The organism is Desulfomicrobium salsuginis (genome assembly GCF_054657795.1).
In genome coordinates this window covers 940,120-965,394 of the sequence record NZ_BAAHYA010000001.1, presented here as the reverse complement: position 1 = coordinate 965,394, position 25,275 = coordinate 940,120, and the positions used below count along the sequence as shown (strand labels likewise).

The following is a 25,275-nucleotide window of genomic DNA, read 5'->3' as shown; positions in this document are numbered from 1 at the left end:
ATTGCCCCGGCAGGGGGATTTTTTTCGGCCGGGTCCGGGCTTTGCAGTCCGCACCGATGGCATGATGGATTCCCGCCTTCGCGGGAATGACATCAAGGCGTGTGCGACTGTGCGCTTTATCGCGTGGCGGCTGAATGCCGAATTCCCGCCCCGCGGCAACGTCATCCCCGCGAAGGCGGGGATCCATCTTTCTGCGCATGAAATGCGACATTTCCAGCACAAGGCCCCATTCTCCTGTGCAGAAATTCGCACTTGATTTCAGGCGAAATTCTGTTCTAGCGCAGGCGTGTCCGAGGCCGCCTCCGCCAGGCGGCCGCACAACCTCAACCATTCCAAGGAGCTGCCATGATCGACGCACACAACCTGGGCATGCAGTTCGGCCCGGTCACAGCTCTGGCGGATGCCACCTTCGACGTCCGGCAGGGCGAAGTTCTGGGCCTGCTGGGCCCCAACGGGGCCGGCAAGTCCACCGTCATGAGGATACTGACCACCTACCTGCGGCCCACCCGCGGTTCGGCCACGGTCTGCGGGTTCGACACGGTCCGCGAGCCCCTGCAGGTCCGCCGCAGGATCGGGTATCTGCCCGAGAACCCGCCTCTCTACCTGCAGATGGAGACCGGCGAGTACCTGGACTTCGTGGCCCGGGCCCGCGGCCTCTCGGGGGCGAGCCTGCGGGAGAGGCTGGAGTGGGTGCTGGTCCGCACGGGCCTGACGCCCATGTTCCACCGGCCCATCGGCGAGCTGTCCAAGGGCTACCGCCAGCGCACCGCCCTGGCCCAGGCCCTGGTCCACGACCCCGAGGTCATCATCCTCGACGAGCCGACCACGGGCCTCGACCCGCACCAGATCCTCGAAATCCGCGACCTCATCCGCGAGCTGGCGGCCACGAGAACGGTCATCTTCTCCACCCATATCCTGCAGGAGGTCGAGGCCATCGCCGACCGCGTCGTCATCATCAGCCAGGGCGAAGTGCGCGCCCGGGGCACCCTGGCGGACCTGGCCCTGCTGGCCGGGGTCAGGGCCTTCGGCGAGGCCGAGATCGCGGCGCCCTTCGCCGATGTAGGACCGGCCCTGGAAGCCGCAGGGTTCGGCCGGCCGGAACTCGTGCACGAGGAGGGAAGCTGGAGCCGCGTCCGTTTTTGCGCCCCGGCAGGATCAACCGGATTGGAGGCGGTCGCGGCGCTGTGCGCGTCCAGGTCCTGGCCCCTGCGCGAGCTGACCACTCCGGGAGCGTCCCTGGAGGACGCCTTCCTGGCCCTGACGCAGTCCGAAAAGACGGCCTGAGGGGAGGACGACATGCGAAACTTTCTGACCATCCTGCGCCGCGAATTCGGCGCCTACTTCAATTCACCCATCGGCGCCATCTTCCTCATCGTCTTCACCCTCATGGCGAGCGCGCTCTACGTCACCGAGTTCTTCCTCTTCCCGGTGGCCGAGCTGCGCAGCTTCTTCAACGTGCTGCCCCTCATCCTCTGCGTCTTCGTGCCCGCCGTGACCATGCGCCTGTGGGCCGAGGAGCGGGCGGGCAACACCGTGGAGATGCTCCTGACCTTCCCCATGCACCCCATGGCCCTGGTCCTGGGCAAGTTCGCCGCGGCCTTCTGCTTCCTGCTCCTGGCCCTGGCCTCGACCCTGCTGCTGCCGGTCATGGTCGCGACGCTCGGACGTCCGGACCTCGGGCAGATGGCCGCGTCCTACCTGGGGGCGATCCTGTTGGGCGGCTTTTTCCTGGCCCTGGGCCAGCTCGTCTCGGGCTTCGCCAGGGACCAGATCGTGGCCTTCGTGCTGAGCCTCCTGGCCTGCTTCGCGCTCTTCCTGCTGGGCACGGATTTCGCGGCCACGGCTCTGGACGCCTGGATCGGCGGCCTGGGATCGACTTTGCGCGAACTGCTGGGCGTGACCGGGCACTACACGGTCTTCACCCGCGGCGTGATCGAGGTGGCGGATCTGGCCTACTTCCTGGTCTGGACCGGTCTCTTTCTCTTCCTGAACGGCATGTTCGTCGAAGGGCGCGGCCGCAGGGGCTTCGCGGCCCTGTTCGCGGCCTGCGCGGGCCTGTGCCTGGGCATCGGCCTGGTCTTCAACGCCCTGGCGGGCGACGCCAGCCTGGGCCGCTTCGACTGGACCGAAGGCAAGGTCCACACCGTGAGCGATGCCTCCAGGCGGATTCTCTCCGGGCTCAAGGTGCCGGTGCAGGTCACCTATTACGTCACCCCGGCCGAGGACATGCCTACGGAGATCAAAACCCTGGAGCGCGACGTCATGGACCGTCTGGAAGAGCTGCGGCTGGCCAGCGGCGGCATGGTGTCCTTCAAGCGCGTGCACATGCGCGCGGCCAACGTCGTGGACTCGGACCCCTTCGGCGCGTCGCGGGACAAGGCCGACCCGCTGGAGAAGCGGATGCTCGAGAAGGGCGTCGAGCCGTTCTCGGTTTCGGCCATGCGCCAGACCGGGTCCGTGAGCAACCTCATCTACTCGTCCATCGGCGTGGCCTACAAGGACAGGGCCGAGGAGATCATCCCGCGCATCGTGCCGGACTCCCTCGGCGAACTGGAGTACATGCTCGTGTCCACGGTCTACCGCCAGACCCTGGACCGGCAGCCCGTGGTGGCGCTGATCGGCGGCGACGGCTTCGGGCTCCTGCGGCAGGTTCTGGAACACGAGAAGTTCCAGGTTCGGCCCGTGGAACTCACGCCGGACAGCCCCATGCCGGCCGACGCCGACGTGATCCTGGCCCTGGCTCCCGCGAACCTGGACGAGCGCCAGGCGTGGGAGCTGCAAGCGGCCCTGGCTTCGGGAAAGAAGACCATCCTGGCCCTGCAGACCAGCCAGTGGAACTACGACATGGCCGCGGGCAACATCGCCGTGCAGCGCATGCCGGTGCGAAGCGGCCTGGAGGAGTGGCTGCGCGATTTGGGCGTGACCGTCGAGAACAAGGCGCTCATGGACCCGCAGAACACCGCCATCCAGGTGTCCCGCAGCCGGCTCGACCAGGTCTTCGGCGGCGGCATGAGCCTCACGCTCCCCATCCACATCGTCCTGACCAGGGACAACATGAATCCCGACGACCCGCTGACCGCTCGCCTGGAGAACCTGTTCTACCTGTGGGGCGCGGCCCTGACCCCTGACCCGCAGGCCCTGGCCGCAAAGGGCCTGAACGCCACGGTGCTCGCGTCCTCCAGTCCGGGCTCCTGGCTGGCCGACGTGCAGGGCGGCCTGACCCAGCGCGACATCGAGCCCCCGGCCGAGGGCCTCGGGTCCCATCCGGCCGTGATCCGGCTGACGGGGCAGTTCCCGCCGCCCCCCGAGCCGGCCCCGGCCTGGGCCGGAAATGCGGATGCCGCAGGCGAGAGGCGCATCGACGCGATCCAGACCCCCGGCGAGCTGCTGCTCATCGGCGGGGCGACCATGTTCGGCGACGACCTGCTGCAGAGCAACATCGAGCTGGTCCTGAACGCCGTGGACGCCATGGCCCACGGTACGGACCTGATCCAGATCCGGGGCAAGAAGCTCGTCCCGCGCTACATTCTCGACGTCGCGCCCGAGGAGGCGTCCTTCTGGAAATTCGCGACCTACTGCCTGCCCGGGCTGGTCATCGCCGGCCTGGCCGCGTCCCGCGCCTGGGGGCGCCGCCGCCGTCGGGCCCTGTTCGAGCAAAGCCTCGGAGGTGCGCGATGAACGTCAGAAACATCCTCATCCTGACCCTCGTCCTGGGCGTCCTGGCGGGTGGCCTCTGGTATCGCAAGGCCACGCGTCGGGGCGAGAACACGCTCACGGCGGATTCCCTGCACAGCTTCGTCTCCCCCGACCTGACCGCTTCCGTCGACGCGGTCGAACTGGCCAGACCTGGCAACGCCGCCGTGCGGCTGGAGAAACGGGACGGCCGGTGGGTCATCCCCGCCCTGGGCGGCGCGCCGGCCAGCGAGGGGAGCATCGCGCGCATGCTGGACACGCTGGCCGCCCTGCGCGGGGAACTGCGCTCGGCCGATCCCGCGGTGCTGGGCGATTACGGTCTGCAGGAGGATCAGGCCATGAGCCTGACCCTCATGGCAGGGGGGCAGGAGACGGCCAGGCTGCTTGTGGGCAAGGGCGATTTCCGCAGCGTATTCATCCGTCAGGCGGGAAGCCCCGAGGCTTGCGTCGCGCCCGGCGCCATCCTCGGCCAGCTCGGCGCCCAGGGGCCGGGCCTGTCCCCGCAGTTCTGGATCGACGGAACCCTGGCCTCCCTGCCTCGGGAGACCGTGAAGGAAGTCCGGCTGAAGGCTCCGGGCGTCGAGGCTGTCCTTGCCCGTCGCGCCCCATCCGGAGGGGAATCGGCCAATGCGACCCTGGAGGCGGAGTGGGATTTCCGCCTGTCCAGGGGCAAGGGCCTGGACAAGGAGGACATGGAGGGCGTCCTTGCGGTGCTGGAGCGGGTGCCCGTGACCGAAGCCGTCCACCCGCCGCAGACGGGGCCGAACTTTCCGACCCACCGGCTGGAGGTGGCTACGGGTTCGGCCGTCACGGTGCTGGAAGGCGCGCCCGAGGGTGAAAACGGCTTCCTGGTCAGGGTCGCCGGGTCGCCCCATCTCTACCGCATGGCGTCTTCCGTCGCGGCCCGTCTCTTTCCTGCGCCGGCCAGGAAAACCGAATAGGGCACCGTCCGGGTTGCCGAAAATGGCGGTCCCGTTCCGGTTTTGCACCGGTCGGGACCGTTTTTTTGTGCAGAAAAATGTCGGCCCGCCCTTTACAACCGGTTTTTAGGCTTTAATTTGAGCCCGATTTTTACGTGAACTTTTCGAATTCAAGCCACAGGAGACCACAATGGGCAAGATTATCGGCATAGACCTTGGAACCACCAACAGCTGCGTCTACGTCATGGAAGGCAAGGACGCCAAGTGCATCACCAATCCCGAGGGCGGCCGGACAACGCCGTCCATCGTCGCGTTCACCGACCAGGACCGCCTCGTGGGCGAGATCGCCAAGCGCCAGGCCGTGACCAATTCCGACAAGACCGTTTTCGCCGTCAAGCGCCTCATGGGTCGCCAGTTCGACGACCCCAAGCTCAAGGACTGGATCGCCAAGAGCCCCTACAAGATCGTGTCCGGCGCCAACAATGACGCCTACGTGCAGATCGGGGACAAGAAGTACAGCCCGGCCGAGATTTCCGCGCTCATCCTGCAGCGTCTGAAGAAGGACGCCGAGACCTACCTGGGCGAGGCCGTGACCGAGGCCGTCATCACCGTGCCTGCCTACTTCAACGACTCCCAGCGCCAGGCCACCAAGGACGCCGGACGCATCGCCGGCCTCGACGTCAAGCGCATCATCAACGAACCCACGGCCGCCTCCCTGGCCTACGGCTCGGACAAGAAGGCCAACGAGAAGATCGCCGTGTTCGACCTCGGCGGAGGCACCTTCGACATCTCCATCCTCGAAGTCGGCGACAACGTCGTCGAAGTGCGCGCCACCAACGGCGACACCTTCCTGGGCGGTGAGGATTTCGACCACGAGATCATCAATTTCCTGGTGAGCGAGTTCAAGCGCGAGAACGGCATTGACCTGTCCAAGGACAAGATGGCCCTGCAGCGCCTGAAGGAAGCCGCCGAGAAGGCCAAGAAAGACCTGTCCACCTCCATGGAGACGGACATCAACCTGCCCTTCATCACGGCCGACCAGAACGGGCCCAAGCACATGACCATGAAGTTGTCCCGGGCCAAGCTCGAATCCCTGTGCGAGCACCTCGTGGCCCGCACCATCGAGCCCTGCCGCAAGGCCCTGGCCGACGCGGGTCTGAAGACCGGCGACATCAACGAGGTCATCCTCGTCGGCGGCATGACCCGCATGCCGCTGGTGCAGAAGAAGGTCGGCGAGTTCTTCGGAAAGGAGCCCAACCGCAGCGTGAACCCCGACGAGGTCGTGGCCATGGGCGCGGCCATCCAGGGCGGCATCCTGACCGGCGACGTGAAGGACGTGCTGCTGCTCGACGTGACCCCGCTGTCTCTGGGCATCGAGACCCTGGGCGGCGTGTTCACCAAGCTCATCGACCGTAACACGACCATCCCGACGCGCAAGAGCAACACCTTCACCACGGCCGCCGACAACCAGCCGTCCGTGTCAATCCACGTGCTGCAGGGCGAGCGCCCCATGTGCTCCGACAACATGACCCTGGGCCGCTTCGAGCTGACGGGCCTCCCGGCCGCCCCCCGCGGCGTGCCGCAGATCGAGGTCACCTTCGACATCGACGCCAACGGCATCGTCAACGTTTCGGCCAAGGACCTGGGCACGGGCAAGGAACAGTCCATCCGCATCACGGCGTCGAGCGGCCTGAGCGACACGGACATCGAGCGCCTGATCAAGGAGGCCGAGTCCCACGCCGAAGAGGACAAGAAGAAGCAGAAGCTCATCGAGGTCAGAAACAGCGCCGACACGCTCATCTACACCACCGAGAAGTCCATCCGCGATCTCGGTGAGAACATCGACGCGGCCCTGAAGAACGACATCGAGACCAAGGCCGAGGCCCTGAAGAAGGTCATGCAGAGCGACGACGCCGAAGCCATCCAGAAGTCCATGGACGAGCTGGCCCAGGCCTCCCACAAGCTGGCCGAGAAGCTCTACGCCCAGAAGACCGACGCGGGCACCCATGCCGCGGGCCCCGAGGCCCACGGGCAGGCCGGACCCAAGAAGGATGACGACGACGTCGTCGATGCCGACTACACCGAAGTGAAGTAGCGGCAAGCATCGGCTTGACACGGCAAATTGCCGGTCCCTATACTTCGCGCCTGGCCCTTGAGGGGGCCAGGCTTTTTTTTACCCGATACCAACGTCCATCCCGGGCTGGCCGCCGCCCATCTCATCCTTATGAAACTCGGTTCCCTTTCCCTGTGCCTGCTTGTCCTCGTCCTGGGTCTGGCCTCGTGCATACCCAAGACGGTCATCCGCTCCACCCCCGGTCCCGCGACCTCGACCGGGCTGCCCGGCTACCGGGCCGAAGACCCGAAGAAGGCCCTGGAGAAATACTCCAGGCACCTGCAGACGACCAAGCCCGGCGACGCCGGGCGGCAGGAGGCCTGGAGCAAGACCGTGGGCAGCGCCGTGCAACTCGGCGAGTTCGACCTGGCCGAGCGCAACCTCCAGGCCTGGAAGGCCGAGAGCCGCAACGCCACCGCCTCCTGGGAATGGAACCAGGCCAATGCGCAGCTCCTGCTGGCCCGCAAGGGTCAGGACGCCTATTCCTCGTACCTTATCGACATGGTCGGCCGTAAGGACATGGACTGGACCACGCGCGAGGCGGCGGGCATGGAGCTGGTGGACCACTTCTGGAACATCCCGGAGTACGGCCTGGCTTTCGACGCGCTGGGTCTGGTCTACAGGTCGGCGCCGGACGACGACGCCCGGGGCGCCCTGGAGTCCACGGCCCTGACGCGGGCCGAGTCCCTGTCGTCCGAAGATCTGCAGAAGGTGCTGGACGGGGCGCTCGGTGCGGACCGCAACGCCTACCCCTGGTCCATGGTCGTCTGGGCCCAGAGCATGAAGCTCCTGGCCCGGGACAAGGCCAACTGGGCAGCGGTGTGGCCGAGCCTGTCGACCATCGTGCGCACCGGGGGGCTGGCCAACCGGGACTTTTTCGCGGGCAACCTGCGCTCCCTGGAGCAGCAGTTCGGCACGGTCAGCCAGAGTCTCGTTCTGCTGCTGCCCCTGTCGGGCCCGTATTCCCAGGTCGGATGGAAGATCGCCAAGGGCGCGGACACCGCCTGGCGGGAGAGCCGGGCCCAGACCGCAGCTCCGGCCATCAAGCTCATCAACACCGAATCGCCGACTTTCCTCGACGAACTGCGGGCCCTGGAAGGGTCGCCCGTCGTCGGCGGTCCGTTGCGCAAGGAGATCTGGGAGAAAATCCGGGTCGCGGGGCTGCACCGCAACATGCGTTTCCTGACCTTCATGCCCAGCGTCGAGGACGAGGGCGTCGAGGCCTGGCGCTTCTTCAGCAGCCCCGAGGATCAGGTCCGGGCGCTCATCCGCTGGTGCGAACGGCTCGGGGTCACGTCCTATGCCGTTCTCTACCCGCAGGACCGCTTCGGCACGGCCATGTCCCAGGTCTTCCAGGACCAGGCCCGGATGCTCGGGGCCAGCGTGCCCGTGGTCAGAGGCTACGAGGTCGAGAACCCTCCCGGCTGGACCAAGGCCGTGGCATCGGTCCTGGGCGCCAGCGGGGACAAGAACACCATGAACCCCGAACCGCCCTTCCAGGCGGTCTTCCTGCCCGACTCCCTTTTCCGGGTGCAGCAGCTGGCCCCGCTCTTCCATTACTTCGAGGAGACGCGGCTGATCTTTCTGGGGCCGCAGCTCTGGAGTCAGGGGCTGCCCGACGCCAAGCTCGAGATGCAGTATTTCGGCCTGACGGTCTTCCCCGGCGCCTGGAGTCCGGACCTGAACTCGCAGAGCGCCCAGAACCTCAAGCGCGGCATGCAGGAGGGCGGCGGCGAGGAGCCGGACCTGTGGGCGGCCATAGGGTATGACTTCGTGCGCTTCTGCGCACTGGTCGGCGGCGCCCAGAGTTCCCCCGACGCCTTCAACCGCGCCCTGGCCGAGGCGGCGACCCGCATGCCGTGGTCCATCGCGCCCATGCATTGGGACGGCGGCAAGCTCAGCCAGGACATGTTCCTTTTCCAGCCGACGCAGACCGGCATGATCCAGGCCGATCTGGCGAAGATCCAGCAGACCCGCGAGATGCGGCAGATCCGCCGCGAGGAGCGTCGGGCCCAACTTGACGAAAAGAGAAAAAAAGAGGCCAAGCAATGAAGATAAGTCCCGAGAAGGCCCTGGCCATCGCCACTCTGGCCCGGCTGGAGATCAGCCCCGAGCAGGCGGCCACGCTGGGCTCCCAGATGGATGACATCCTCGGCTACATGGACAAGCTGAACGAACTCGACACGGCCGACGTCGAGCCCATGTACACTCCCGTGGACCAGCCCGGCGCCCTGCGCGTTGACGAGGTCTCCAAGGAGTTCTCCCGCGTCCAGATCCTGAAGAACGCCCCCGAGACCGACGGACAGTACTTCATCGTTCCGCGCATCGTGTGACCACGGGTTTCATCCACCAGCCCCGAGAGGATTGTTCATGTCACAGCTTTTCGATCTTTCCCTGACCCGTGTCCGCGACCTCCTGCGCTCGGGCGAAGTCACGGCCGAGGCGGCCACGGCCGCCTGCCTGGAGCGCATCGCCGCCACGGAACCGGCCATCGACGCCCTGCTGCATGTGGCGGGCGAAGCGGCCCTGGACCAGGCCCGCGCCATGGACCAGGCCGGCCCCGACGCCGGGAGACCCCTGTGGGGCGTGCCCGTGACCATCAAGGACGTCCTGGCCACGGAGGGCCTGCCCACCACCTGCGGCTCGCGCATCCTGGAGAATTTCGTCCCGGTCTACGACGCCCACTGCGTGGCCAGGCTGAAGGAGGCCGGCGCCATCATCATCGGCAAGGCCAACATGGACGAGTTCGCCATGGGCTCGTCCACGGAGAACTCGGCCTACAAGGTCACGAAGAATCCCTGGAACACGGGACGGGTGCCCGGAGGTTCCAGCGGCGGGTCGGCGGCCAGCGTGGCGTCCGGGCAGTGCTTCGCGTCCATCGGCACGGACACGGGCGGCTCCATCCGCCAGCCGGCCAGTTTTTGCGGCATCGTCGGCCTTAAGCCGGGCTACGGCCGCGTTTCCCGCCGCGGCCTCGTGGCCTACGGCTCGTCCCTGGACCAGGCCGGGCCCATGACCCGCACCGTGGCCGACGCGGGCCTGGTCCTGCAGGTCATCGCCGGCCACGACCCCAAGGATTCCACCAGCATCGACGCCCCGGTGCCCGACTACCTCGAAGCCATCCGGGGCGCCTCCCTCAAGGGCCTGCGCCTGGGCCTGCCCGAGCAGTACTGGGGCGAGGGCCTGTCGGCCGAGGTGGACGCGGCCTGCCGCGGGGCCGTGGACCTGGCGGCGTCCCTTGGTGCCGAGATCGTGCCCGTGTCGCTTCCGCACACCGAATACGCCATCGCCACCTACTACATCCTGGCCATGGCCGAAGCCAGCTCCAACCTGGCCCGCTTCGACGGCGTGCGCTACGGGCGGCGCAGCACGAAGTCCGTCGACTTGGCCACCATGTACACCCGCTCGCGCTGCGAGGGGTTCGGCGAGGAGGTCATGCGCCGCATCATGCTCGGCACCTACGTGCTCTCGGCCGGCTACTACGACGCCTACTACAAAAAGGCCGCCCAGGTGCGCCGGCTCATTCGCCAGGACTTCCTGAACGCCCTGGGCAAATGCGACCTGATCTGCGGGCCGGCCTGCCCGACCACGGCCTTCGCCATCGGCGAGAACACGGCGGACCCGCTGCAGATGTACCTGACGGACATCTTCACCATTTCCCTGAACTTAAGCGGCCTGCCGGGCATGTCGCTGCCGGTGGGGCTGGGTCGGGACACGGGCATGCCCGTGGGCCTGCAGCTCTTCGCCGGCAACCTGCAGGAGGCGCCCCTGCTGGCCGCGGCCGCGGTCCTGGAGGCGAACCTGCCGGCCATGCCCGCGCCCCCCATTGCCTGACACACGGCCGGACCATCCGGCCTTTTTCTTATGCACAAGATCGCGATCGCACTGAGCGGAGGGGCCGATTCCCTCATGAGCCTGCTGCTGCTCCGGGAAGCCGGGGCGGAGGTCATGGCCGTGCACGCCCTTTTTCTGCCCTCGTCCGAAGAAGCCCTGATCAAAGGCCTCGGCGCGACGTGTTCGGCGTTGGGCGTGCCCTTCGACGTCATCGATTTGCGGGCCGAGTTCGAGGAACTGGTCGTCACCCCCTTCGTGCGGGCTTACCTGGACGGGTTGACGCCCAACCCCTGCGCGGCCTGCAACCCGGCCATCAAGTTCGGCCTGCTCCTGGACCGCGTGCGGTCGCTCGGCGCCGGGCGCTTGGCCACGGGCCATTACGCCCGCCTGGAGGACAGGCCCTGGGGGCCCGCGCTTTTTCGTGGCCTCGACCCGGCCAAGGACCAGAGCTATTTCCTGTCCAGGGTGCCGCGGGAGCGGTTTAGTCGCGTCGTCTTCCCCCTTGCGGGCTGGACCAAGGACCGGGTGCGCCTGGCCCTGGCCGAGCGCGGGCTCACGCCCCCTGCCGGCCGGGAGAGCCAGGAGGTCTGTTTCATCCCCGCAGACTACCGGGATTTCCTGCGCGGCCGCGGCGTCCGGCTGGGCGGCCCCGGGCCCATCGCCCTGGCCGACGGGCGGGTCGTGGGCCGGCACGAGGGGCTGTGGAACCACACCCTGGGCCAGCGCAAGGGGTTGGGCGTGGCCTGGAGCGAGCCTCTCTACGTCACGGGCAAGGATTTCGCCGGCAATCGCCTACTCGTCGGCCCCAGGCCCGAGGCCATGGCCCGCGGGTGCCGCACGGAACGGCCCAATCTGCTCTGCCCGCCGGAGGCGTGGCCGGCCGAGGTGCTGGTGCAGACCATCTACCGCCAGCGTCCCGAAGCAGCGCGGGTGAGCGTGGACGAGGGCGGCATGACGGTCGTCTTCCCCACGCCCAGGCCCATCCCCACGCCGGGCCAGGTGGCGGCGGTCTATTCGGCCGACGGCCAGGTCCTGGCCGGGGCCGTCATCCGGGAGGCGCTTCATGAAGCGTAGGCCGGGGCAGCTTTTTTTCCTGGCCACGCAGGGCTGCAAGGTCAACCAGTACGAGTCCCAGGCCATCCGCGAGGCCTGGCTGGACGAGGGCCTGATGGAAACCCACGACCCGGCCCTGGCCGACATCGTGCTCGTCAACAGCTGCGCCGTGACCGAGCGGGCGGTGCTGGATCTGGCCAAGCTGGTGCGGGGCTTCGCGGCCGTCTCGCCCAGGCCGCGCATCATCGTGGCGGGCTGCGCAGTTGAGGCCGACCGGGAACGCATCCTGGCGCTTGACGCCGTGGACGAGGTCGTCTCCCAGCAGGGCAAGGCGGATTTGGGGCATGCCGCGACGCAGGCCGGACCGTTTCCGTCCCTGCGCATTTCCGACTACAACCGCGCCCGGGCCGTGATCAAGGTCCAGGACGGCTGCTCCCACGGCTGCACCTACTGCATCATCCCCTCCACCAGGGGCCGTTCCGTCAGCCGCGATCCGCTCGACGTCGTGGTCGAGACCGAGCGCCTTCTGGACGTCGGCATCCGGGAACTGTCCCTGTGCGGCATCAACCTGCGCCACTACGGCCGCGACCTCTCCCCGCGCATCGATTTCTGGGACCTTCTGGCCGCCGTGGACCGGGCCCTGGCCCCGCAGTGGGCCGGCCGGGCCAGGCTGCGCATCGGCTCCCTGGAACCCGCCGACCTGCACGACAAGGCCCTGGAGACTTTGGCCGGATGCCGTCTCATGAGTCCGCACCTGCACCTGTCCCTGCAGAGCGGCAGCCCCGAGGTGCTGCGCCGCATGGGGCGCGGGCACTACGGGCCGGAGCAGATCTTCGGCTTTCTGGAGGGCCTGCGTCGCGTCTGGCCGGTCTTCGGACTGGGCGCGGACCTCATCGCGGGCTTCCCGGGCGAGGCGGAGGAGCACGTGCGTCAGACCATGGACGTGGTGGAGCGCCTGCCCTTGTCCTATGCCCACGTCTTTCCCTATTCCGAGCGGCCCGGCACCCCGGCGGCGGCGTTTCCGGGCAGCGTGCCCGCCCATGTGCGCAGGGAGAGGGCCAAGGCCCTGCGGCATCTCGTAGCCGGCAAGCGTGCCGCCTTCCTGCGGGGACTGCTGGCCCTGCCGCACATGGACGTGGTGCCGGAGGAAGGCGGCACGGGCATGAACGAATTCTACGTCGAATGCCTGCTGGAAGGCGCCGCGCCCCTGACAGTCCGAGAACTGCTCCGGGTCGCGCCGGTCGGGGTCGCCGCAGCGGGCCTGGTCGTCAGGCCTTTTGCCGGGACGGGGGACGCGTCGTGAGCACGCCCGTCATCCCCCTGCCGGCCCGCGCCTTCCTGTCGGTCCTGAGCGCGCGCTGGGACGAGTTCTGGGACGACCTGCGGCCCCGTCTCGAAGTGCTGCTCGGCCCCGTGGACTACGAGTCCGGCCCCATCTCCTTCAACGTGACCGGCTACTACGACGGGGAGCTTGGCACGCCCATCACGCGGCGCATCCTGTCCTTCGGCCGGCCTTTGGCCATGGACGCCCTGGCCGAGGTCAAGCTCGCCACCAACGCCATGGAGCGGCAGTGGAAACGGGACGGGCGGCGCATCTTCAACCTCGACCCCGGCTACATCAACCAGGAGCGGCTCGTGCTGGCCACGGGCAAGAATTTCACGCACCGCGTCTACCTGTCCCGGGGCATCTGGGCCGACCTGACGCTCATCTTCCAAAAGGGCGACTGGTGCGACCTGCCCTGGACCTTCCCGGACTATGCCGAGCCCGAAATCAAGGGGCACCTGACCCGCCTCCGGGAGATGTACAGAGCCTCCCTCAAGAACATGCAACCCCACGAGGACACCATATGCCACGAAGCATGACCGGCTACGGCCGCGCAAGCGCCCAGGAGAAGAACTGGGCCCTGACCTGGGAAATCCGCAGCCTCAACAACCGTCACCTGGACCTCAAGTGGAAGATTCCCCCGACCCTCTACGCCCACCAGAAGGAGTGGGAGAACGAGGTCAAGGCCGTGGCCAGCCGCGGCGGGGTCGAACTCTTCCTCGGCCTCAAGATTATGAACCCCGAGCTGCAGAGCCTGAGCCTCGACACGACCATGGCTGCCTCCATGCTGCGTGAACTGGATCTGCTGGCCGCGTCCATGGGCGTGCCGCACGCGCCCGACCTGAACCGCCTCCTGGGCATCTCCGCCCTGTGGAAGGACTCCGGCAGCATCGAGAACCCGGAGCTGGTCCAGAGCCTGACCGGGACCCTCAGGCAGGCCCTGGCGGACTGGGACGCGGCCCGGGTGCGCGAGGGGCAGGCCCTGGAGGAGGACCTGCGCGCCCGCTTCGCGCGGCTGGGCGAACTGGTGGAGGAGATCCGCGGCCTGGCGTCCCGGACGGCGGCGGACCGTTTCGCCCTGCTGCAGGAGCGCGTGGGCAAGCTGCTGGCCGAGAGCGGCGTGCAGGCGGACCCGGACCGCATGCTGCAGGAACTGGCCGTCATCTCCGACCGCATCGACGTGTCCGAGGAGCTGACGCGGCTCGACATCCACCTGAAGGGCATCGACGGCTACTTCAGCCAGACCGAGCCCGTGGGCCGCAAGCTCGACTTCATGGTCCAGGAGTGCTTCCGGGAGATCAACACCTGCGGCAACAAGAGCCAGAACACGGCCATCAGCCAGCTCGTGGTCGCCTTCAAGGCCGAACTGGAGAAGTGCCGCGAGCAGATCCAGAACCTGGAGTAGGCATGGAAAAGAAGAAGCTCCTCAACATCGGCTTCGGCAACGCCGTGGTCATGAACCGGGTGGTGGCCATCGTCGGCCCGACGTCGTCGCCCATGCGCAGGCTGAGAGAGGAGGCCAAGCAGGCCGGGAGGCTGATCGACGCGACCCAGGGCCGCAAGACGCGTTCCCTGATCATCACGGACTCGAATCACTGCATCCTCTCGGCCATCCAGCCCGAAACCATCAGCCAGCGATTCACCGCGGGAGGCAGCGATGAATAGTTCCGAAGGCGCCGCGGCCAACACGGGGATGATGCTCGTCATCAGCGCTCCCTCGGGCACGGGCAAGAGCACCCTCATCCGCCGCCTGACGGCGGAGTTCAAGGCCTTCGCCTTTTCTGTGTCCTGCACCACCCGCGCCCCCAGGCCCGGCGAGGTCGACGGGCGGGAATACCATTTCCTGACCCGCGAGGAGTTCGAGGAGCGCCGCGAAAACGCGTTTTTCGCCGAGTGGGCCGAGGTTCACGGCAATCTCTATGGCACGCCCCGGCAGGCCACCCTGGACCTGCTCGGCGCTGGGCGGGACGTCATCTTCGACATCGATGTGCAGGGCGCGCGGCAGCTCAAGGCGAGCATGGGGCAGGGCTGCTACGTATTCATTTTCCCACCCTCGCGGGAGGTGCTGGAGCGCAGGCTCACCGGGCGCGGCACCGACAGCTCGGAGGTCGTGGCCAGGCGGCTGGCCGCGGCCCGGGGGGAGATCATGGACAGCCACTGGTTCGACCACTGGATCGTCAACGACGACCTGCAGCTGGCGTACGATCAGCTTCGTGCCGTCTATGTGGCCGAAAAGACGCGGCCTGCGTACCAGCAGGCCTGGCGCGAAGACCTCGGCCGGCAGTGGGGTGATAGATGAAGAATCCTGCTTTGGTCGTCGCCCTCGATTTTGCCGATGCCGCCCTCGCGCTCGATCTGGCCTCGCGCCTGCGGGGTATCGTCCCCTGGGTCAAGGTCGGGCTCGAACTTTTTCTCGACGCGGGCAGAGAACTTCCGGTCCGGCTCAAGGACATGGGCTTCCACGTCTTTTTGGATCTCAAGTTCATGGACATCCCCAACACCGTGCGGGCCGCCGTGGCGCAGGGCACGCGCATGGGCGCGGACATGCTGACCATTCACGCCCTGGGCGGCCGCGCCATGTGCGAGGCCGCCGTGGCCGGGCGGGACCAGGCCCTCTCCCCTGGCCAGTCCGCGCCGATCATTCTCGGGGTGACGGTCCTGACCAGCATGGGGGCGGGCGATCTGGTCTGGAACCCCGGCGGCACCGACCAGGACGTGCGCGATGTGACCGTTGACTTGGCCAGGTCCGCCAAAAACTGGAAACTGGATGGCGTGGTCTGTTCAGGCCGGGAAGTTTCTGTTATTCGTCAGGCATGTGGAGCGGATTTTCGGCTCCTGACCCCGGGCATTCGACTTCCCGATGCCGACGCGGGTGACCAGACACGGGTCTGCACTCCGGCCCAGGCTGCCCGCGACGGCAGCGATTTTCTCGTGGTGGGCCGGCCCATCACCAGGGCGGCCGACCCGGTGAACGCCGCGCGCATGTATCTGGAGGCGACCGGGTAAATCCTGCTTGGAGGGGAACCCATGGCGGAAGCCGAATCTCAACGATCCCGCATCAAAGGGGTCTTTTCTTCCGAAAGAATCGCCAAGGTCGGCGCTGGAGCGACGGTCCGCAAGACCACGCAGACCATGTACTGGTTTGCCGAGGAGGATGAGGAAGAGCGGATCTGGATACAGCCCCTCAACCCCAATTACGTCCCTTCGGGCCCCAAGCAGGAAATACCCAAAGACGAGTTCCTGGAAAGCTATGCGCCCGAGCCCGAATTCTACTCGACCAAGGTCTACCCGAGCATCCGCAAGCTGAATCAGACCATCGCCAAGGCCGAGCGCCATCGCGCCAACGGCGAGACGTACAGCGCGGAGATGGAATACGGCAACGCCCTGAGGGTGGACGAGGAGAACATCCGCGCCAATTTCGGCCTCGGGCTGACCTACCTGGAGCGCGGGGAGACGGGCAAGGCGGACAACATCTTTCAGCGCTTGATCAGGATGGAGGCAACCTTCGAGGCGGAGCACAAGCATCTTTTCAACGACTTCGGCATCAGCCTGCGCAAGAACGAGATGTACGACCAGGCCATAGAGTACTACGCCAAAGCCCTGGAACTGTCCCCCAATGACGAAAACCTCCATTACAACATGGCGCGGGCCTGCTTCGCCAAGGCCGACATCACGAGAACCGTCGAGCATCTGCGCAGTGCGCTGACGTTGAACAAGGACCTGGAAATCGCGCATAAGTTTCTTTTGTATCTGAAAAAGAACAACCTGTTGCCGCAAAAACTATCCAGCGCGGAACCTTCGACCCCCGAATGAACCCGTGTGCGCGACGGAGGTAGGCATGAATCGAGGCGGCGATGCGTCCAGAAGTGACAACAGAAGAAGAATTGAACGCTTTTCCATGAGCATCCCCTCGAAGGTACGTTCGATCATGCACGATTACTCCGACCAGACATTGGCCACAACGAACATTTCCGCCGGAGGGGTCTTTTTCGAAACGGGCCAGACCTACCCGGTGGGCACATCCGTGACGCTCAACATTTCCCTGGATTTCGGCAGCCGCAAGCCGGGGATGTTCCAGTCGAGATTCCAGGTTGAGGGGACGGTCATCCGCAGCGAGTCCAACGGCATGGCCATCGCCTTCGATCCGGAGAGGGTGACGGCCATCCGCGTCAACGCCGCAGGCAAGGCCGGGCAGGCCGGCCCGGTCATGATCGGGGTCGTCGGGGAGGACCCGCTCCTGAACGACCTGCTCGCCGCACGCCTCAGCCAGGAGACCGGCGCCAACTGCAGCCACTCATCGTCCCTGCCCAAGATTCTGGAGGCTGCGCGACCGGACCTGACCCTCCTCGACTGCACGGGCCTGTCCATGGACGAACTGCTGCAGGAGGCAGGCGGGGAGGATTCGCCGTTCATGACCACGTCTGTGGCCCTCTTCAACGTGCCCGAAGACCGGTCGCTGGAACTGGAGGCCCTGAACACGGGCATCCGGGGCGTCTTCTACCGCAACGCGCCCTTCAAGATCATGGTCAAGGGCGTCAATGCCATGCTGGACAACGAGCTCTGGTTCTCCCGGGAAGCCATGTCCGCCTTTCTGTTGGGCCGGCAGAACCGCCCCGCGGAAGTCGTTCCCGCAGAAGAGGACCAGGGCGAACTGAGCCAGCGCGAGCGCGAGATTCTGCTCATGTTGGCCGAGGGCGCCACCAACAAGGACATCGCGGCCAAGCTTTTTCTGAGCCTCAACACCATCAAGTCCCACATCTACAACATCTACAGGAAGATCGACGTCCCCAACCGGCTGCAGGCCTCCCTCTGGGCCGCCAAGCACCTGCGGGGCACGGATAACTCTTGAATTTGCGCCGCAAGTATATCAAGAAGCATCGCACGCCGGGCAGGTCCCGGTTTTTTTCGTTCATCACACACACAGGATGCCGTTCATGAAGATATTGTCCATCTCCGAGCTGGATATTCAGCCCGAGTTCGATTTTTCCACATTCCTTTTTCTGGCCCAGGTCGACGAGGTCGGACCGCAGGAGATGCTTTCGGTGCTCGGCACCTGGGAGAAATGGCTGCCGAGCCTGAAGGTCTACCAGCTCGGGGAGCGCAAGGGGCACGTGCTCGTGTATCTCGAAAAGAAGGTGGAGGACGAGGTGGACGACATCTGGAAGGCGTCGCCCTCGGAGGGGTTCAAGCATGAAGCCATCGCCCAGACCATGATCATGGGCACCTTGAAGGCCCTCATGCCGGAACTGGGGGAAAAGGAATGCGCGCCCGTGCCCGAGCCGACCAAGCCCCTGCGTCGCACGCTGGAGAAGCTCGGCCTGGACCTGCAGGAGTCCGGGGCCATGAACCGCAAGTACGCGACCCTCACCCCGTATCCCCACCGCTACGGCTGTGACCGCTGCCACCTCAAGGACAGCTGCATCAAGAACATGAACTTGGATTTGGGTGGCATCATGAAGGGCACAGACCAATAGCGCAGATTTTTCGCCTTCACGACGCAGGGCGGGTCCGGCATTGCCGGGCCCGCCCTGCGTGTTTTTTCTGCCCTGTTCCGTCCTGGAGGCGAAGAACAGGCGGCGTTGCCGCCGCGTTTGGAACGAGGTCAGTCCCCGAAGGCCTGGGCCATGAGGTGCCGGTACAGCCCGCCCAGGTCGTCTGGCGTGCGGCTGAGCACGGCCCGCCAGACTTCGTCCGACTCCATGCACAGGTAGAGCTGCCGGTCCAGGCCGCCTCCTTTGAGCCGGTCGGCCAGGAAACGCAGCTGTTCCACGCGCAGGGGCCGCAGCAGGCGCTGCTTGCCGTCGATGCCCGTCACGAACTCGCCGTAGATATAGGACGACTGCGGAAAATTTTCGCTGATGCAGCGTTTGAGGTCGGGCATGTGCCGGAAGGACCCTATGCTGACGTAGGCGATATTTTCGGGGCGCAAATGGTCGAAGATCATCTCCACGGTGCGGGCGTACCCGTCCTGCCACCCCGGAAAATGGATGACGGGGTCGAAGTGCAGGCAGACCCGGAAGCCCGCCTCGGCGCAGCGCTTGGCCGCGGCCAGACGCTCCTCCAGGCCGGCGCATTCTCCCTGTTCTTCCCTCTCCGCGATGAGGGGCGCATTCATGGACCAGGCCGGCAGGACGCGGGACGGGTCCCGGACGGCGTCCATCCAGGACAGGTCGACGACCTTGGACTTCAGTTCCAGGCAGACCTGCGGGAATCGCCCCAGGAATTCCACCAAGTCCCGGCTGTAGCCCGTCAGGGCCTCCAGCACCAGGGAGTCGGTGAACTCGCCGGTGCCGACCCGGTAGCGGCGGCCCGGGACGGATTCGAACGCCCGCTCCAGTTCGGCCCAAAGGTCGTCCTGGTTGGCCCAGACCTTGAGCACGCGGTCCTGGAAATAGGCCTGCAGGATGCAGTAGGAGCAGCGCAGGGGGCAGTTTTCGCCGATGTGGATGATCTGGTACCCGCAGCAGCGGTAGTGGCTGGTGCCGGGGCAGTGGCGCAGGAAGCGTCCCTTGTAGCGCTTGAGGTAGAGGATGTCCTCGCGGTCCAGTCCCGGGGTCAGGCTCTCGCCCTCGGCCAGGGTTTCGGGCGTCAGGTGGGGGAGTTTGTCCCTGACGCGGCGTGCGATGGGCGCATTGACCACGGCCTCGTCCATGACGATGCGGCTGATGCCCTGCAGATGCGCTGGAAGGGCGGTCATGCGTCCTCCGCAGGGAAGAGGGAGGTCAGGTCTTCGCGGGCCGCCATGCGGGCCAGTTCGGCGCCGGCGGCGCGGATTTCGTCGACGCTTCGCGCGCGGACGGTCATTTCCACCGCGTCGCTCTCGAACTGGTCCGGCTGGATGATGCGCCAGCGCGTCCCGCTTGCCACCCTGCGGGCAGCCTCGGCGAAATCCTTCTCCAGGGTGCTGAGGCGAGGGAATCGGCGCTGCCGGATCTGCTGGGAGATGCGGGCCATGGCGTCCTTGGGGGAGAGGCCTTCGGCCAGGATGTCGTCCACGCCGCAATCCCGCAGCAGCTCGGCTGCGCCCGTGCCGTCCCGCAGGCACGTCTCCCGCAGCCAAGTCAGCAGGTTCACGGCGTTGCCGCGCGACCAGGACAAGCCGTCGAAGAGCGGTTCCAACGCGGCGAGGTCGCGGGCGGAAAACCCGGCCAGCAGTTCGGCGCAGGCCAGGGGAACCCCGTCGAGGAGGCGGTCCCAGTGCGCGGGCAGGCCGAGCCAGGCTTCGACCAGACGCAGGCGCTTGGAGCGCGGCTCCATTTCCAGAAGCTCGAAGACGGGTGCCATGTCGGTCGACGGGATGGCGCGGAAATAGCGCATGGCCGCCACGACCCGCTGGTCGGTCAGTTCGCGTCCGATGTTGGACTGCATGTACGCCAGGCCTCGTCCGGCCATATCCAGGGGACCCATGTCGAGGCACAGGACGTCACGGCCCGCCTCGGCCAGAACGGCCACCCGCGCCGCGCCCGCCACCAGCAGCGGAGAAGCTCCGCTGAGGTCCACCAGCACGGGAACCAGCTGTCCGTGGCGCTCCAGGCTGCGGCGCAGGGCCGAGGCGGGCTCTGCGGGCCAGAAAAGCCACGGTCCGGATACATCGATGCTCGCGGCCGGATGGAGCGAGATGCGTGCGTCTTCAGGTGCTTTCGGCGGGATGGCGGCTGTGCTCATGATTTTCTCTCAACGATTTTGCAGAATTATGCGTGGCTGAAAAATCCGCTGCTCTTGACAACTTCCAAGCCACCTCCCTATAGGGGTATTTCTTGAAAAAAGTTCAGGATAGCAGGAGGTTTGCAAGGTCGCCGGACAATGGAGCATGGGACCTTCATCCAATTTCTTCTCTTTTGCAAGCGATTTCCCGCCCTTCGTTCAGGAAGCCGGGAAGGTTTTATACCCTGTAGCCGTATGGTTGCGTAATACTTTGCATAAGGGGGCTGTATGCAGGATCAACTTCAAAAACAGAGGACTTTCGCCCTGATAGGGCATGGCGGAACCGGGAAGACGTCGGTGGCCGAGATGCTGCTGTTCAATTCCGGTTCCATCACTCGGTTGGGAAAGATCGACGAAGGGACCACCGCCCTTGACTACGAGCCCGAAGAAATCAAGCGTCGGGGCAGCATCCAGCCTGCCTTCGCCCAGTTCGCCTGGAAGAAGAATCTGAATTTCCTCATCGATACGCCCGGTGACAACAACTTCATCGGCGACCTTCCCTACCTCCTGCAGGGCGCGGACAATGTCGTCCTGGTCATCGACGCCATCGACGGGGTCAAGCCCCTGACCAAGAAGATCTGGTCCGAGGCCTCCAAGGCAGGCCTGCCGGCCATGGTGTTCGTCAACAAGATGGACCGGGAGCGCGCGAATTTCCAGATGGCCTACCAGGGCCTGTCCGACGTCCTCGGCATCAAGCCGGTCCTGCTGTTCATGCCCATCGGCAGCGAGACGAATTTCAGCGGCGTGGTCGATGTCCTGGCCGAGAAGGCGTACGCCTTCGACGACAAGGGTGAGCTGAAGCCCATCGACATGCCCGCGGACCTCGCTGACGAGGTCACCGCCGCGCGCGAGATCGCCGTCGAGAACATCGCCGAGAGCAGCGAAGAGCTCATGGAGAAGTATCTTGAGGAAGGCGCCCTGACCGAAGAGGAGATGACCGTCGGGCTGCGCGCCGGAGTGCTGAGCCGCGCCCTCGTCCCGGTCTGCGCCGGCGCCGCCATGCTGAACAAGGGCGGCGTGCCGCTGCTGGACATCGTGCAGAACTACATGGCCTCGCCTCTCGAACACGCCGCCTGGATCGACGCTGACGGCAACGAGCGTGCGTCCAGCCCCGACGCCCCCTTTGCCGCCTTCGTCTTCAAGACCATCGCCGACCCCTTCGCCGGCCAGCTTTCGGTCATGCGCGTGCTCTCGGGCGTCCTGGCCCCGGACGCCTCGGTGCTGAACGCATCCAAGGACGAAAAGGAGAAGATCGGCCAGATCCTGTTCCTCGAAGGCAAGAAGCAGAACCCCTGCAAGCAGGAAGTCGGCCCCGGCGCCGTGGTGGCCGTGGCCAAGCTCAAGAACACGACCACCGGCGACACCCTGTGCGCTGAAAAATCCCCCTTCATCCTGCCCAAGCCCAAACTCAGCCCCGGCATCATTTCCTACGCCCTGGCAGCGGCGGAGAAAGGCGACGAGGACAAGGTCTTCGCCGCGGTCCAGAAGCTCCTGGAAGAGGACATCAACCTGCGCTTGGAGCGCAACGACGAGACCGGCGACATGCTTCTGACCGGTATGGGCCAGCTGCACATCGAACTGGCCGTGGAGAAGGTCAAGCGCCGCTACAAGACCAACATCGTGCTGAAGACGCCCAAGATCCCCTACCGCGAGACCATCAAGGGCAAGGCCCAGGTCCAGGGGCGCCACAAGAAGCAGTCCGGCGGCCGCGGCCAGTTCGGCGACTGCTGGATCCGCATGGAACCCAACAAGCGCGGTGGCGGCTACGAGTTCCTGGACGAGATCGTCGGCGGCTCCATTCCGCGCAACTACATCCCCGCCGTGGACAAGGGCGTTCAGGAGGCGGCCGCGCGCGGTTTCCTGGCCGGCTACCCCCTGGTCGACTTCAAGGTCGCGGTCTACGACGGTTCCTTCCATACCGTCGACTCCTCGGAAATGGCCTTCAAGATCGCCGGCTCCCTGGCCTTCAAGAAAGCCGTGGAGATGTGCAACCCCATCCTCCTCGAACCCATCATGCTCGCCGCGGTCTTCATCCCCGACGAGTTCATGGGCGACGTCATCGGCGACCTCTCCAGCCGCCGCGGCAGGGTTCTGGGCTCAGACTCCATCGGCGGCATCACCGAGGTCAAGGCCCACGTGCCCATGGCCGAAATGATGAAATACGCCCCGGACCTGCGCTCCATGACGGGCGGCCAGGGCACCTTCACCATGGAGTTCGCCCACTACGAGGAATGCCCGCCCAACGTGACCGAGCAGGTCATCGCCGACAGCAAGAAGGAAGAGGAATAATTTCCCTTCCAAGTCTGGCGGTCCGCGTTGGACCGCATCGCGAAAAACGCAAAACCCCCGCCGCGAGGACGGGGGTTTTGCGTTTGGAAGCGCTCATTTCCGGTCGCCGGCTTCTTGACGGACGCAATGCCGCCCATTGCATGCATGGTGTTTTGGGGCTGGAGTGATCAGGGCGCCTGGTCAAGAAACGCCTTTTCCGGCTCCACCGCGACGGGTTTGCCGGACCTGTCCGTGCCGGCCATGGCGAAGCGGTATGTTCCGAACGGCAGTGGCCGGGAGGTCCATGCACGTCCGGCGGGATACACGCCGAAATGTTGGTCCGCGATCCGCCCGTCGGCATCGAACACGACGATGAGCAGCCTCGCCGCATCCGAGCGCGGCAGGTGGAATGAGGCGATCCCCCGGTCCGTATCCCCTTCTTCGTTCTCGCCGTCCTGATGCTCCGGGTTTCCGGACCAGGGCAGGGCGGACGCCCTTGCGGCGGCGAGCTTCCCGGCCAGTCGTTTCGTGCTGACAAGAAATGGCGGTGCATCGTCGGTGGTCGTGATTCTGTATGAGTCGAAGGGGGCCAGCAGGCTCATCTCGCACGTCATGATTTTTTCGTTCATTCCCGGCGGCGTGATGCGGTGGTCGGCCTTGAAGGCGCGTTCGTCGTTCTGGATCAGCACGTCCACGCCGTGCCTGGGCCGGGGTGCGGACATGACGACGGTGAAATTTGTCATCAGGGTTGCGGCATCCAGATCGATCTCGACAGCGAGTATTTCCTGACAGCGGGCCATGGCGGGCAGAATGAGGCTTATTCCCAGGCATGCGAGGCATACGGCGAGGACTCTCATAGGGTGCTCACCTGGATGTTTTTCATCCCTGCGGCTTCGCCGGGGATGAACTCGCCCAGTTCGTGGCTGCGGTTTCTGAATGGGGTTTCCTGCAAGAGCGCGCCCATGGATACGAGGCGTGTCTTGGGCACGTGCATGATCTGGAAGAAGTTCAATCTGTCGTAGATGATCAGTTGGCGTTCGTCTTCGGCCAGCAGAAAGACAGGGTGTGTCGGGGCCGTCTCTGGTGAGTCGAGGCGGAGAGTCACCACGGGGAAGACGAGGCTTCGGCCCAGTTTGCCGTACAGCGTCGAAAGCATGAATACCTGACTGGTGATGACGATGACCCAAACGGTCCTGCCCAGACGTTTGAGGGCGTTGTTGTCGTCCTTGCGGCAGGATCGAGCCAGGCTGCGGATGGTCAGGATCGTCCCGGCCACCAGGACAGCGAGCAGGACGGCCAGCGTGAAAATCTGCTCCCTGGGGCCCTCCTGGTCCCCATCGGCGTCGGGCTTGAACCATGGCCGCCGCGTCATGTGTTCGGCCATGTTCGAAGGGTTGGCCAGAAGGCGTTGGAGAAGATGGACTCGGTTCTCCATCTTCCGGAAATCCCCGGCCCGGCTTTGCATGGATTCGGCGAGGACTTCCGGTTTGACGGGTTGGAGCACGGCCTTGATATCGAAGACTTCCGCCTCCAAACTCATGAGGCAGAAATACCCGGCCAGGGCGCAGACCGCCCCGGCAACCAGCAACAGATCCAGAACGCGGAAATACGTCCTGTCCAGGAAGCTGTGGCGATGTCCCCAGATCAGCACGGCCAGCACGCCGACGATCGCCAGCGAGGCCAGGCAGGCCGAGAAGCACCACATCAGCGAAGCCTCTTTCAGCAGTGATTCCAGCAAGCCGACCCGAAAGCCGGCATCCGTCACTAGCCTGGCGAGGCTGGCGCTGACGGCCGTTATCGCGTCCAATGTGAACTGGATGTCCGCTTCGAGCGAGTTCACGGGGGCGTGACCGAGAAGGAGCCTGCCATGCTCCATTCGCGACCAGCGGCCAATGGCATACAGTGCGATGACGATGACAGATGATATTTTCAGGAGATGCATGAGGCGCTGGATAAACGTGACGAAAGCATCCTGCCACGATGTGAGCTGGGAGTGGTTGTACATGCCTGGGTCCTTGTTCGGCGTGGATTTGAAATACATGAGGCGAAAGATGGTTTCAGATCAAGGAATCACGGGAATTCCGATTCACGTTCCTTCCCCTCGGGACCGGTAACGGAGGCCGTCAAATCGCCGCGGACGTGGCTTCCGCGATGCCGCGAGTCGGGCACGAACCGCGTTGCATTTGGGATGGCCCGGACGCTGGCCGCGTACATCATGACCCTGTCGGAAGCCTCGGGCCCCAGGACCTCGGACTGTTCGCTTCGGCCTCGGACACCAGTTCGATCTTGAATTCACAGGGACGAAGGTCCTCCTTGGTCCCCGAGAAGGCCCAGGCCCTGAAGGCGTCGCCGCCCGGAGCCACGAA

The 25,275-nt window shown here is 65.7% G+C and carries 22 protein-coding genes; 18 read left to right on the top strand and 4 right to left on the bottom strand.

Features of this window, described 5'->3' with window-relative positions; translation table 11 throughout:
* The first annotated feature begins 345 nt into the window (after positions 1 to 345).
* From ACYQ3G_RS04305 to ACYQ3G_RS04225, 17 genes are all read left to right on the top strand, one after another.
* Positions 346 to 1,284, top strand: coding sequence for an ABC transporter ATP-binding protein (locus ACYQ3G_RS04305; RefSeq protein ID WP_459822740.1), 939 nt, complete (start codon positions 346 to 348; stop codon positions 1,282 to 1,284).
* Positions 1,285 to 1,296: 12 nt separating this feature from the next.
* Entirely contained in the window at positions 1,297 to 3,678 is a 2,382-nt protein-coding gene (locus tag ACYQ3G_RS04300; protein WP_459822737.1) for a Gldg family protein, read from the top strand.
* Positions 3,675 to 4,634, top strand: coding sequence for a DUF4340 domain-containing protein (locus tag ACYQ3G_RS04295; RefSeq protein ID WP_459822733.1), 960 nt, complete (start codon positions 3,675 to 3,677; stop codon positions 4,632 to 4,634). Before ACYQ3G_RS04300 ends, ACYQ3G_RS04295 begins: the two co-directional genes overlap by 4 nt.
* 169 nt (positions 4,635 to 4,803) lie before the next feature.
* Entirely contained in the window at positions 4,804 to 6,708 is a 1,905-nt protein-coding gene (gene dnaK / locus ACYQ3G_RS04290) for a molecular chaperone DnaK (protein WP_459822728.1), read from the top strand.
* 129 nt (positions 6,709 to 6,837) lie between these two features.
* The gene (locus ACYQ3G_RS04285; protein WP_459822724.1) at positions 6,838 to 8,778 is read left to right on the top strand and encodes a penicillin-binding protein activator; all 1,941 of its coding nucleotides are present in this window, start codon (positions 6,838 to 6,840) and stop codon (positions 8,776 to 8,778) included.
* On the top strand, positions 8,775 to 9,059 hold the full coding sequence (gatC, locus tag ACYQ3G_RS04280) for an Asp-tRNA(Asn)/Glu-tRNA(Gln) amidotransferase subunit GatC (RefSeq protein WP_459822721.1): 285 nt from the start codon (positions 8,775 to 8,777) through the stop codon (positions 9,057 to 9,059). Before ACYQ3G_RS04285 ends, gatC begins: the two co-directional genes overlap by 4 nt.
* A gap of 37 nt (positions 9,060 to 9,096) precedes the next feature.
* Complete coding sequence (gene gatA / locus ACYQ3G_RS04275) at positions 9,097 to 10,560, top strand: Asp-tRNA(Asn)/Glu-tRNA(Gln) amidotransferase subunit GatA (protein WP_459822715.1); 1,464 nt, start codon at positions 9,097 to 9,099, stop codon at positions 10,558 to 10,560.
* Positions 10,561 to 10,590: 30 nt separating this feature from the next.
* Positions 10,591 to 11,634, top strand: coding sequence for a tRNA 2-thiouridine(34) synthase MnmA (gene mnmA / locus ACYQ3G_RS04270; RefSeq protein WP_459822710.1), 1,044 nt, complete (start codon positions 10,591 to 10,593; stop codon positions 11,632 to 11,634).
* Complete coding sequence (locus tag ACYQ3G_RS04265; RefSeq protein WP_459822703.1) at positions 11,624 to 12,916, top strand: MiaB/RimO family radical SAM methylthiotransferase; 1,293 nt, start codon at positions 11,624 to 11,626, stop codon at positions 12,914 to 12,916. The genes mnmA and ACYQ3G_RS04265 overlap by 11 nt, the downstream gene beginning before the upstream one ends.
* The gene (locus ACYQ3G_RS04260) at positions 12,913 to 13,476 is read left to right on the top strand and encodes a DUF4416 family protein (RefSeq protein ID WP_459822696.1); all 564 of its coding nucleotides are present in this window, start codon (positions 12,913 to 12,915) and stop codon (positions 13,474 to 13,476) included. The genes ACYQ3G_RS04265 and ACYQ3G_RS04260 overlap by 4 nt, the downstream gene beginning before the upstream one ends.
* Complete coding sequence (locus ACYQ3G_RS04255; RefSeq protein ID WP_459822689.1) at positions 13,461 to 14,342, top strand: YicC/YloC family endoribonuclease; 882 nt, start codon at positions 13,461 to 13,463, stop codon at positions 14,340 to 14,342. The genes ACYQ3G_RS04260 and ACYQ3G_RS04255 overlap by 16 nt, the downstream gene beginning before the upstream one ends.
* A 2-nt stretch (positions 14,343 to 14,344) precedes the next feature.
* Positions 14,345 to 14,602, top strand: a complete 258-nt coding sequence (locus tag ACYQ3G_RS04250) for a DUF370 domain-containing protein (protein ID WP_028576869.1) — start codon at positions 14,345 to 14,347, stop codon at positions 14,600 to 14,602.
* A complete protein-coding gene (gene gmk, locus ACYQ3G_RS04245) occupies positions 14,595 to 15,236 on the top strand; it encodes a guanylate kinase (protein WP_459822681.1) in 642 nt (213 codons plus the stop codon). Before ACYQ3G_RS04250 ends, gmk begins: the two co-directional genes overlap by 8 nt.
* Positions 15,233 to 15,943, top strand: a complete 711-nt coding sequence (gene pyrF / locus ACYQ3G_RS04240) for an orotidine-5'-phosphate decarboxylase (RefSeq protein ID WP_459822673.1) — start codon at positions 15,233 to 15,235, stop codon at positions 15,941 to 15,943. The genes gmk and pyrF overlap by 4 nt, the downstream gene beginning before the upstream one ends.
* A gap of 21 nt (positions 15,944 to 15,964) precedes the next feature.
* Entirely contained in the window at positions 15,965 to 16,750 is a 786-nt protein-coding gene (locus ACYQ3G_RS04235) for a tetratricopeptide repeat protein (protein WP_459822668.1), read from the top strand.
* 25 nt (positions 16,751 to 16,775) lie between these two features.
* Complete coding sequence (locus ACYQ3G_RS04230) at positions 16,776 to 17,786, top strand: LuxR C-terminal-related transcriptional regulator (protein WP_459822663.1); 1,011 nt, start codon at positions 16,776 to 16,778, stop codon at positions 17,784 to 17,786.
* 85 nt (positions 17,787 to 17,871) lie between these two features.
* On the top strand, positions 17,872 to 18,411 hold the full coding sequence (locus ACYQ3G_RS04225; protein ID WP_459822658.1) for a hypothetical protein: 540 nt from the start codon (positions 17,872 to 17,874) through the stop codon (positions 18,409 to 18,411).
* Between the two features lie 128 nt (positions 18,412 to 18,539).
* Here the strand turns inward: ACYQ3G_RS04225 and ACYQ3G_RS04220 are convergent, their stop codons facing one another.
* On the bottom strand, positions 18,540 to 19,634 hold the full coding sequence (locus tag ACYQ3G_RS04220) for an SPL family radical SAM protein (protein ID WP_459822655.1): 1,095 nt from the start codon (positions 19,632 to 19,634) through the stop codon (positions 18,540 to 18,542).
* Positions 19,631 to 20,602: a hypothetical protein gene (locus ACYQ3G_RS04215; protein WP_459822653.1), complete on the bottom strand. Its 972-nt coding sequence runs from the start codon at positions 20,600 to 20,602 to the stop codon at positions 19,631 to 19,633. Before ACYQ3G_RS04215 ends, ACYQ3G_RS04220 begins: the two co-directional genes overlap by 4 nt.
* Before the next feature lie 267 nt (positions 20,603 to 20,869).
* Here ACYQ3G_RS04215 and fusA point away from each other — a divergent pair, with 267 nt between their 5' ends.
* Positions 20,870 to 22,930 carry an elongation factor G gene (gene fusA, locus ACYQ3G_RS04210; RefSeq protein ID WP_459822650.1) on the top strand — a complete coding sequence of 687 codons (2,061 nt, stop codon included), beginning with the start codon at positions 20,870 to 20,872 and terminating at the stop codon, positions 22,928 to 22,930.
* A 167-nt stretch (positions 22,931 to 23,097) separates the two neighbouring features.
* Here fusA and ACYQ3G_RS04205 read toward each other — a convergent pair whose 3' ends face one another.
* Entirely contained in the window at positions 23,098 to 23,766 is a 669-nt protein-coding gene (locus ACYQ3G_RS04205) for a hypothetical protein (RefSeq protein ID WP_459822647.1), read from the bottom strand.
* Positions 23,763 to 24,914, bottom strand: a complete 1,152-nt coding sequence (locus ACYQ3G_RS04200) for a hypothetical protein (RefSeq protein ID WP_459822644.1) — start codon at positions 24,912 to 24,914, stop codon at positions 23,763 to 23,765. Before ACYQ3G_RS04200 ends, ACYQ3G_RS04205 begins: the two co-directional genes overlap by 4 nt.
* Positions 24,915 to 25,275: the final 361 nt, after the last annotated feature.

Bases quoted from the DNA above. Each gene is read 5' to 3' on its own strand.
- ACYQ3G_RS04305 (WP_459822740.1), top strand. From the start codon at position 346: ATGATCGACGCACACAACCTGGGCATGCAGTTCGGCCCGGTCACAGCT.
- ACYQ3G_RS04205 (WP_459822647.1), bottom strand. From the start codon at position 23,766: ATGAGAGTCCTCGCCGTATGCCTCGCATGCCTGGGAATAAGCCTCATT.
- ACYQ3G_RS04265 (WP_459822703.1), top strand. From the start codon at position 11,624: ATGAAGCGTAGGCCGGGGCAGCTTTTTTTCCTGGCCACGCAGGGCTGC.
- ACYQ3G_RS04295 (WP_459822733.1), top strand. From the start codon at position 3,675: ATGAACGTCAGAAACATCCTCATCCTGACCCTCGTCCTGGGCGTCCTG.
- ACYQ3G_RS04225 (WP_459822658.1), top strand. From the start codon at position 17,872: ATGAAGATATTGTCCATCTCCGAGCTGGATATTCAGCCCGAGTTCGAT.
- gatC (WP_459822721.1), top strand. From the start codon at position 8,775: ATGAAGATAAGTCCCGAGAAGGCCCTGGCCATCGCCACTCTGGCCCGG.
- ACYQ3G_RS04300 (WP_459822737.1), top strand. From the start codon at position 1,297: ATGCGAAACTTTCTGACCATCCTGCGCCGCGAATTCGGCGCCTACTTC.
- dnaK (WP_459822728.1), top strand. From the start codon at position 4,804: ATGGGCAAGATTATCGGCATAGACCTTGGAACCACCAACAGCTGCGTC.
- ACYQ3G_RS04200 (WP_459822644.1), bottom strand. From the start codon at position 24,914: ATGTACAACCACTCCCAGCTCACATCGTGGCAGGATGCTTTCGTCACG.
- ACYQ3G_RS04235 (WP_459822668.1), top strand. From the start codon at position 15,965: ATGGCGGAAGCCGAATCTCAACGATCCCGCATCAAAGGGGTCTTTTCT.
- gatA (WP_459822715.1), top strand. From the start codon at position 9,097: ATGTCACAGCTTTTCGATCTTTCCCTGACCCGTGTCCGCGACCTCCTG.
- ACYQ3G_RS04250 (WP_028576869.1), top strand. From the start codon at position 14,345: ATGGAAAAGAAGAAGCTCCTCAACATCGGCTTCGGCAACGCCGTGGTC.
- mnmA (WP_459822710.1), top strand. From the start codon at position 10,591: ATGCACAAGATCGCGATCGCACTGAGCGGAGGGGCCGATTCCCTCATG.
- ACYQ3G_RS04285 (WP_459822724.1), top strand. From the start codon at position 6,838: ATGAAACTCGGTTCCCTTTCCCTGTGCCTGCTTGTCCTCGTCCTGGGT.
- ACYQ3G_RS04255 (WP_459822689.1), top strand. From the start codon at position 13,461: ATGCCACGAAGCATGACCGGCTACGGCCGCGCAAGCGCCCAGGAGAAG.
- ACYQ3G_RS04230 (WP_459822663.1), top strand. From the start codon at position 16,776: ATGAATCGAGGCGGCGATGCGTCCAGAAGTGACAACAGAAGAAGAATT.
- ACYQ3G_RS04220 (WP_459822655.1), bottom strand. From the start codon at position 19,634: ATGACCGCCCTTCCAGCGCATCTGCAGGGCATCAGCCGCATCGTCATG.
- ACYQ3G_RS04215 (WP_459822653.1), bottom strand. From the start codon at position 20,602: ATGAGCACAGCCGCCATCCCGCCGAAAGCACCTGAAGACGCACGCATC.
- gmk (WP_459822681.1), top strand. From the start codon at position 14,595: ATGAATAGTTCCGAAGGCGCCGCGGCCAACACGGGGATGATGCTCGTC.
- pyrF (WP_459822673.1), top strand. From the start codon at position 15,233: ATGAAGAATCCTGCTTTGGTCGTCGCCCTCGATTTTGCCGATGCCGCC.
- fusA (WP_459822650.1), top strand. From the start codon at position 20,870: ATGCAGGATCAACTTCAAAAACAGAGGACTTTCGCCCTGATAGGGCAT.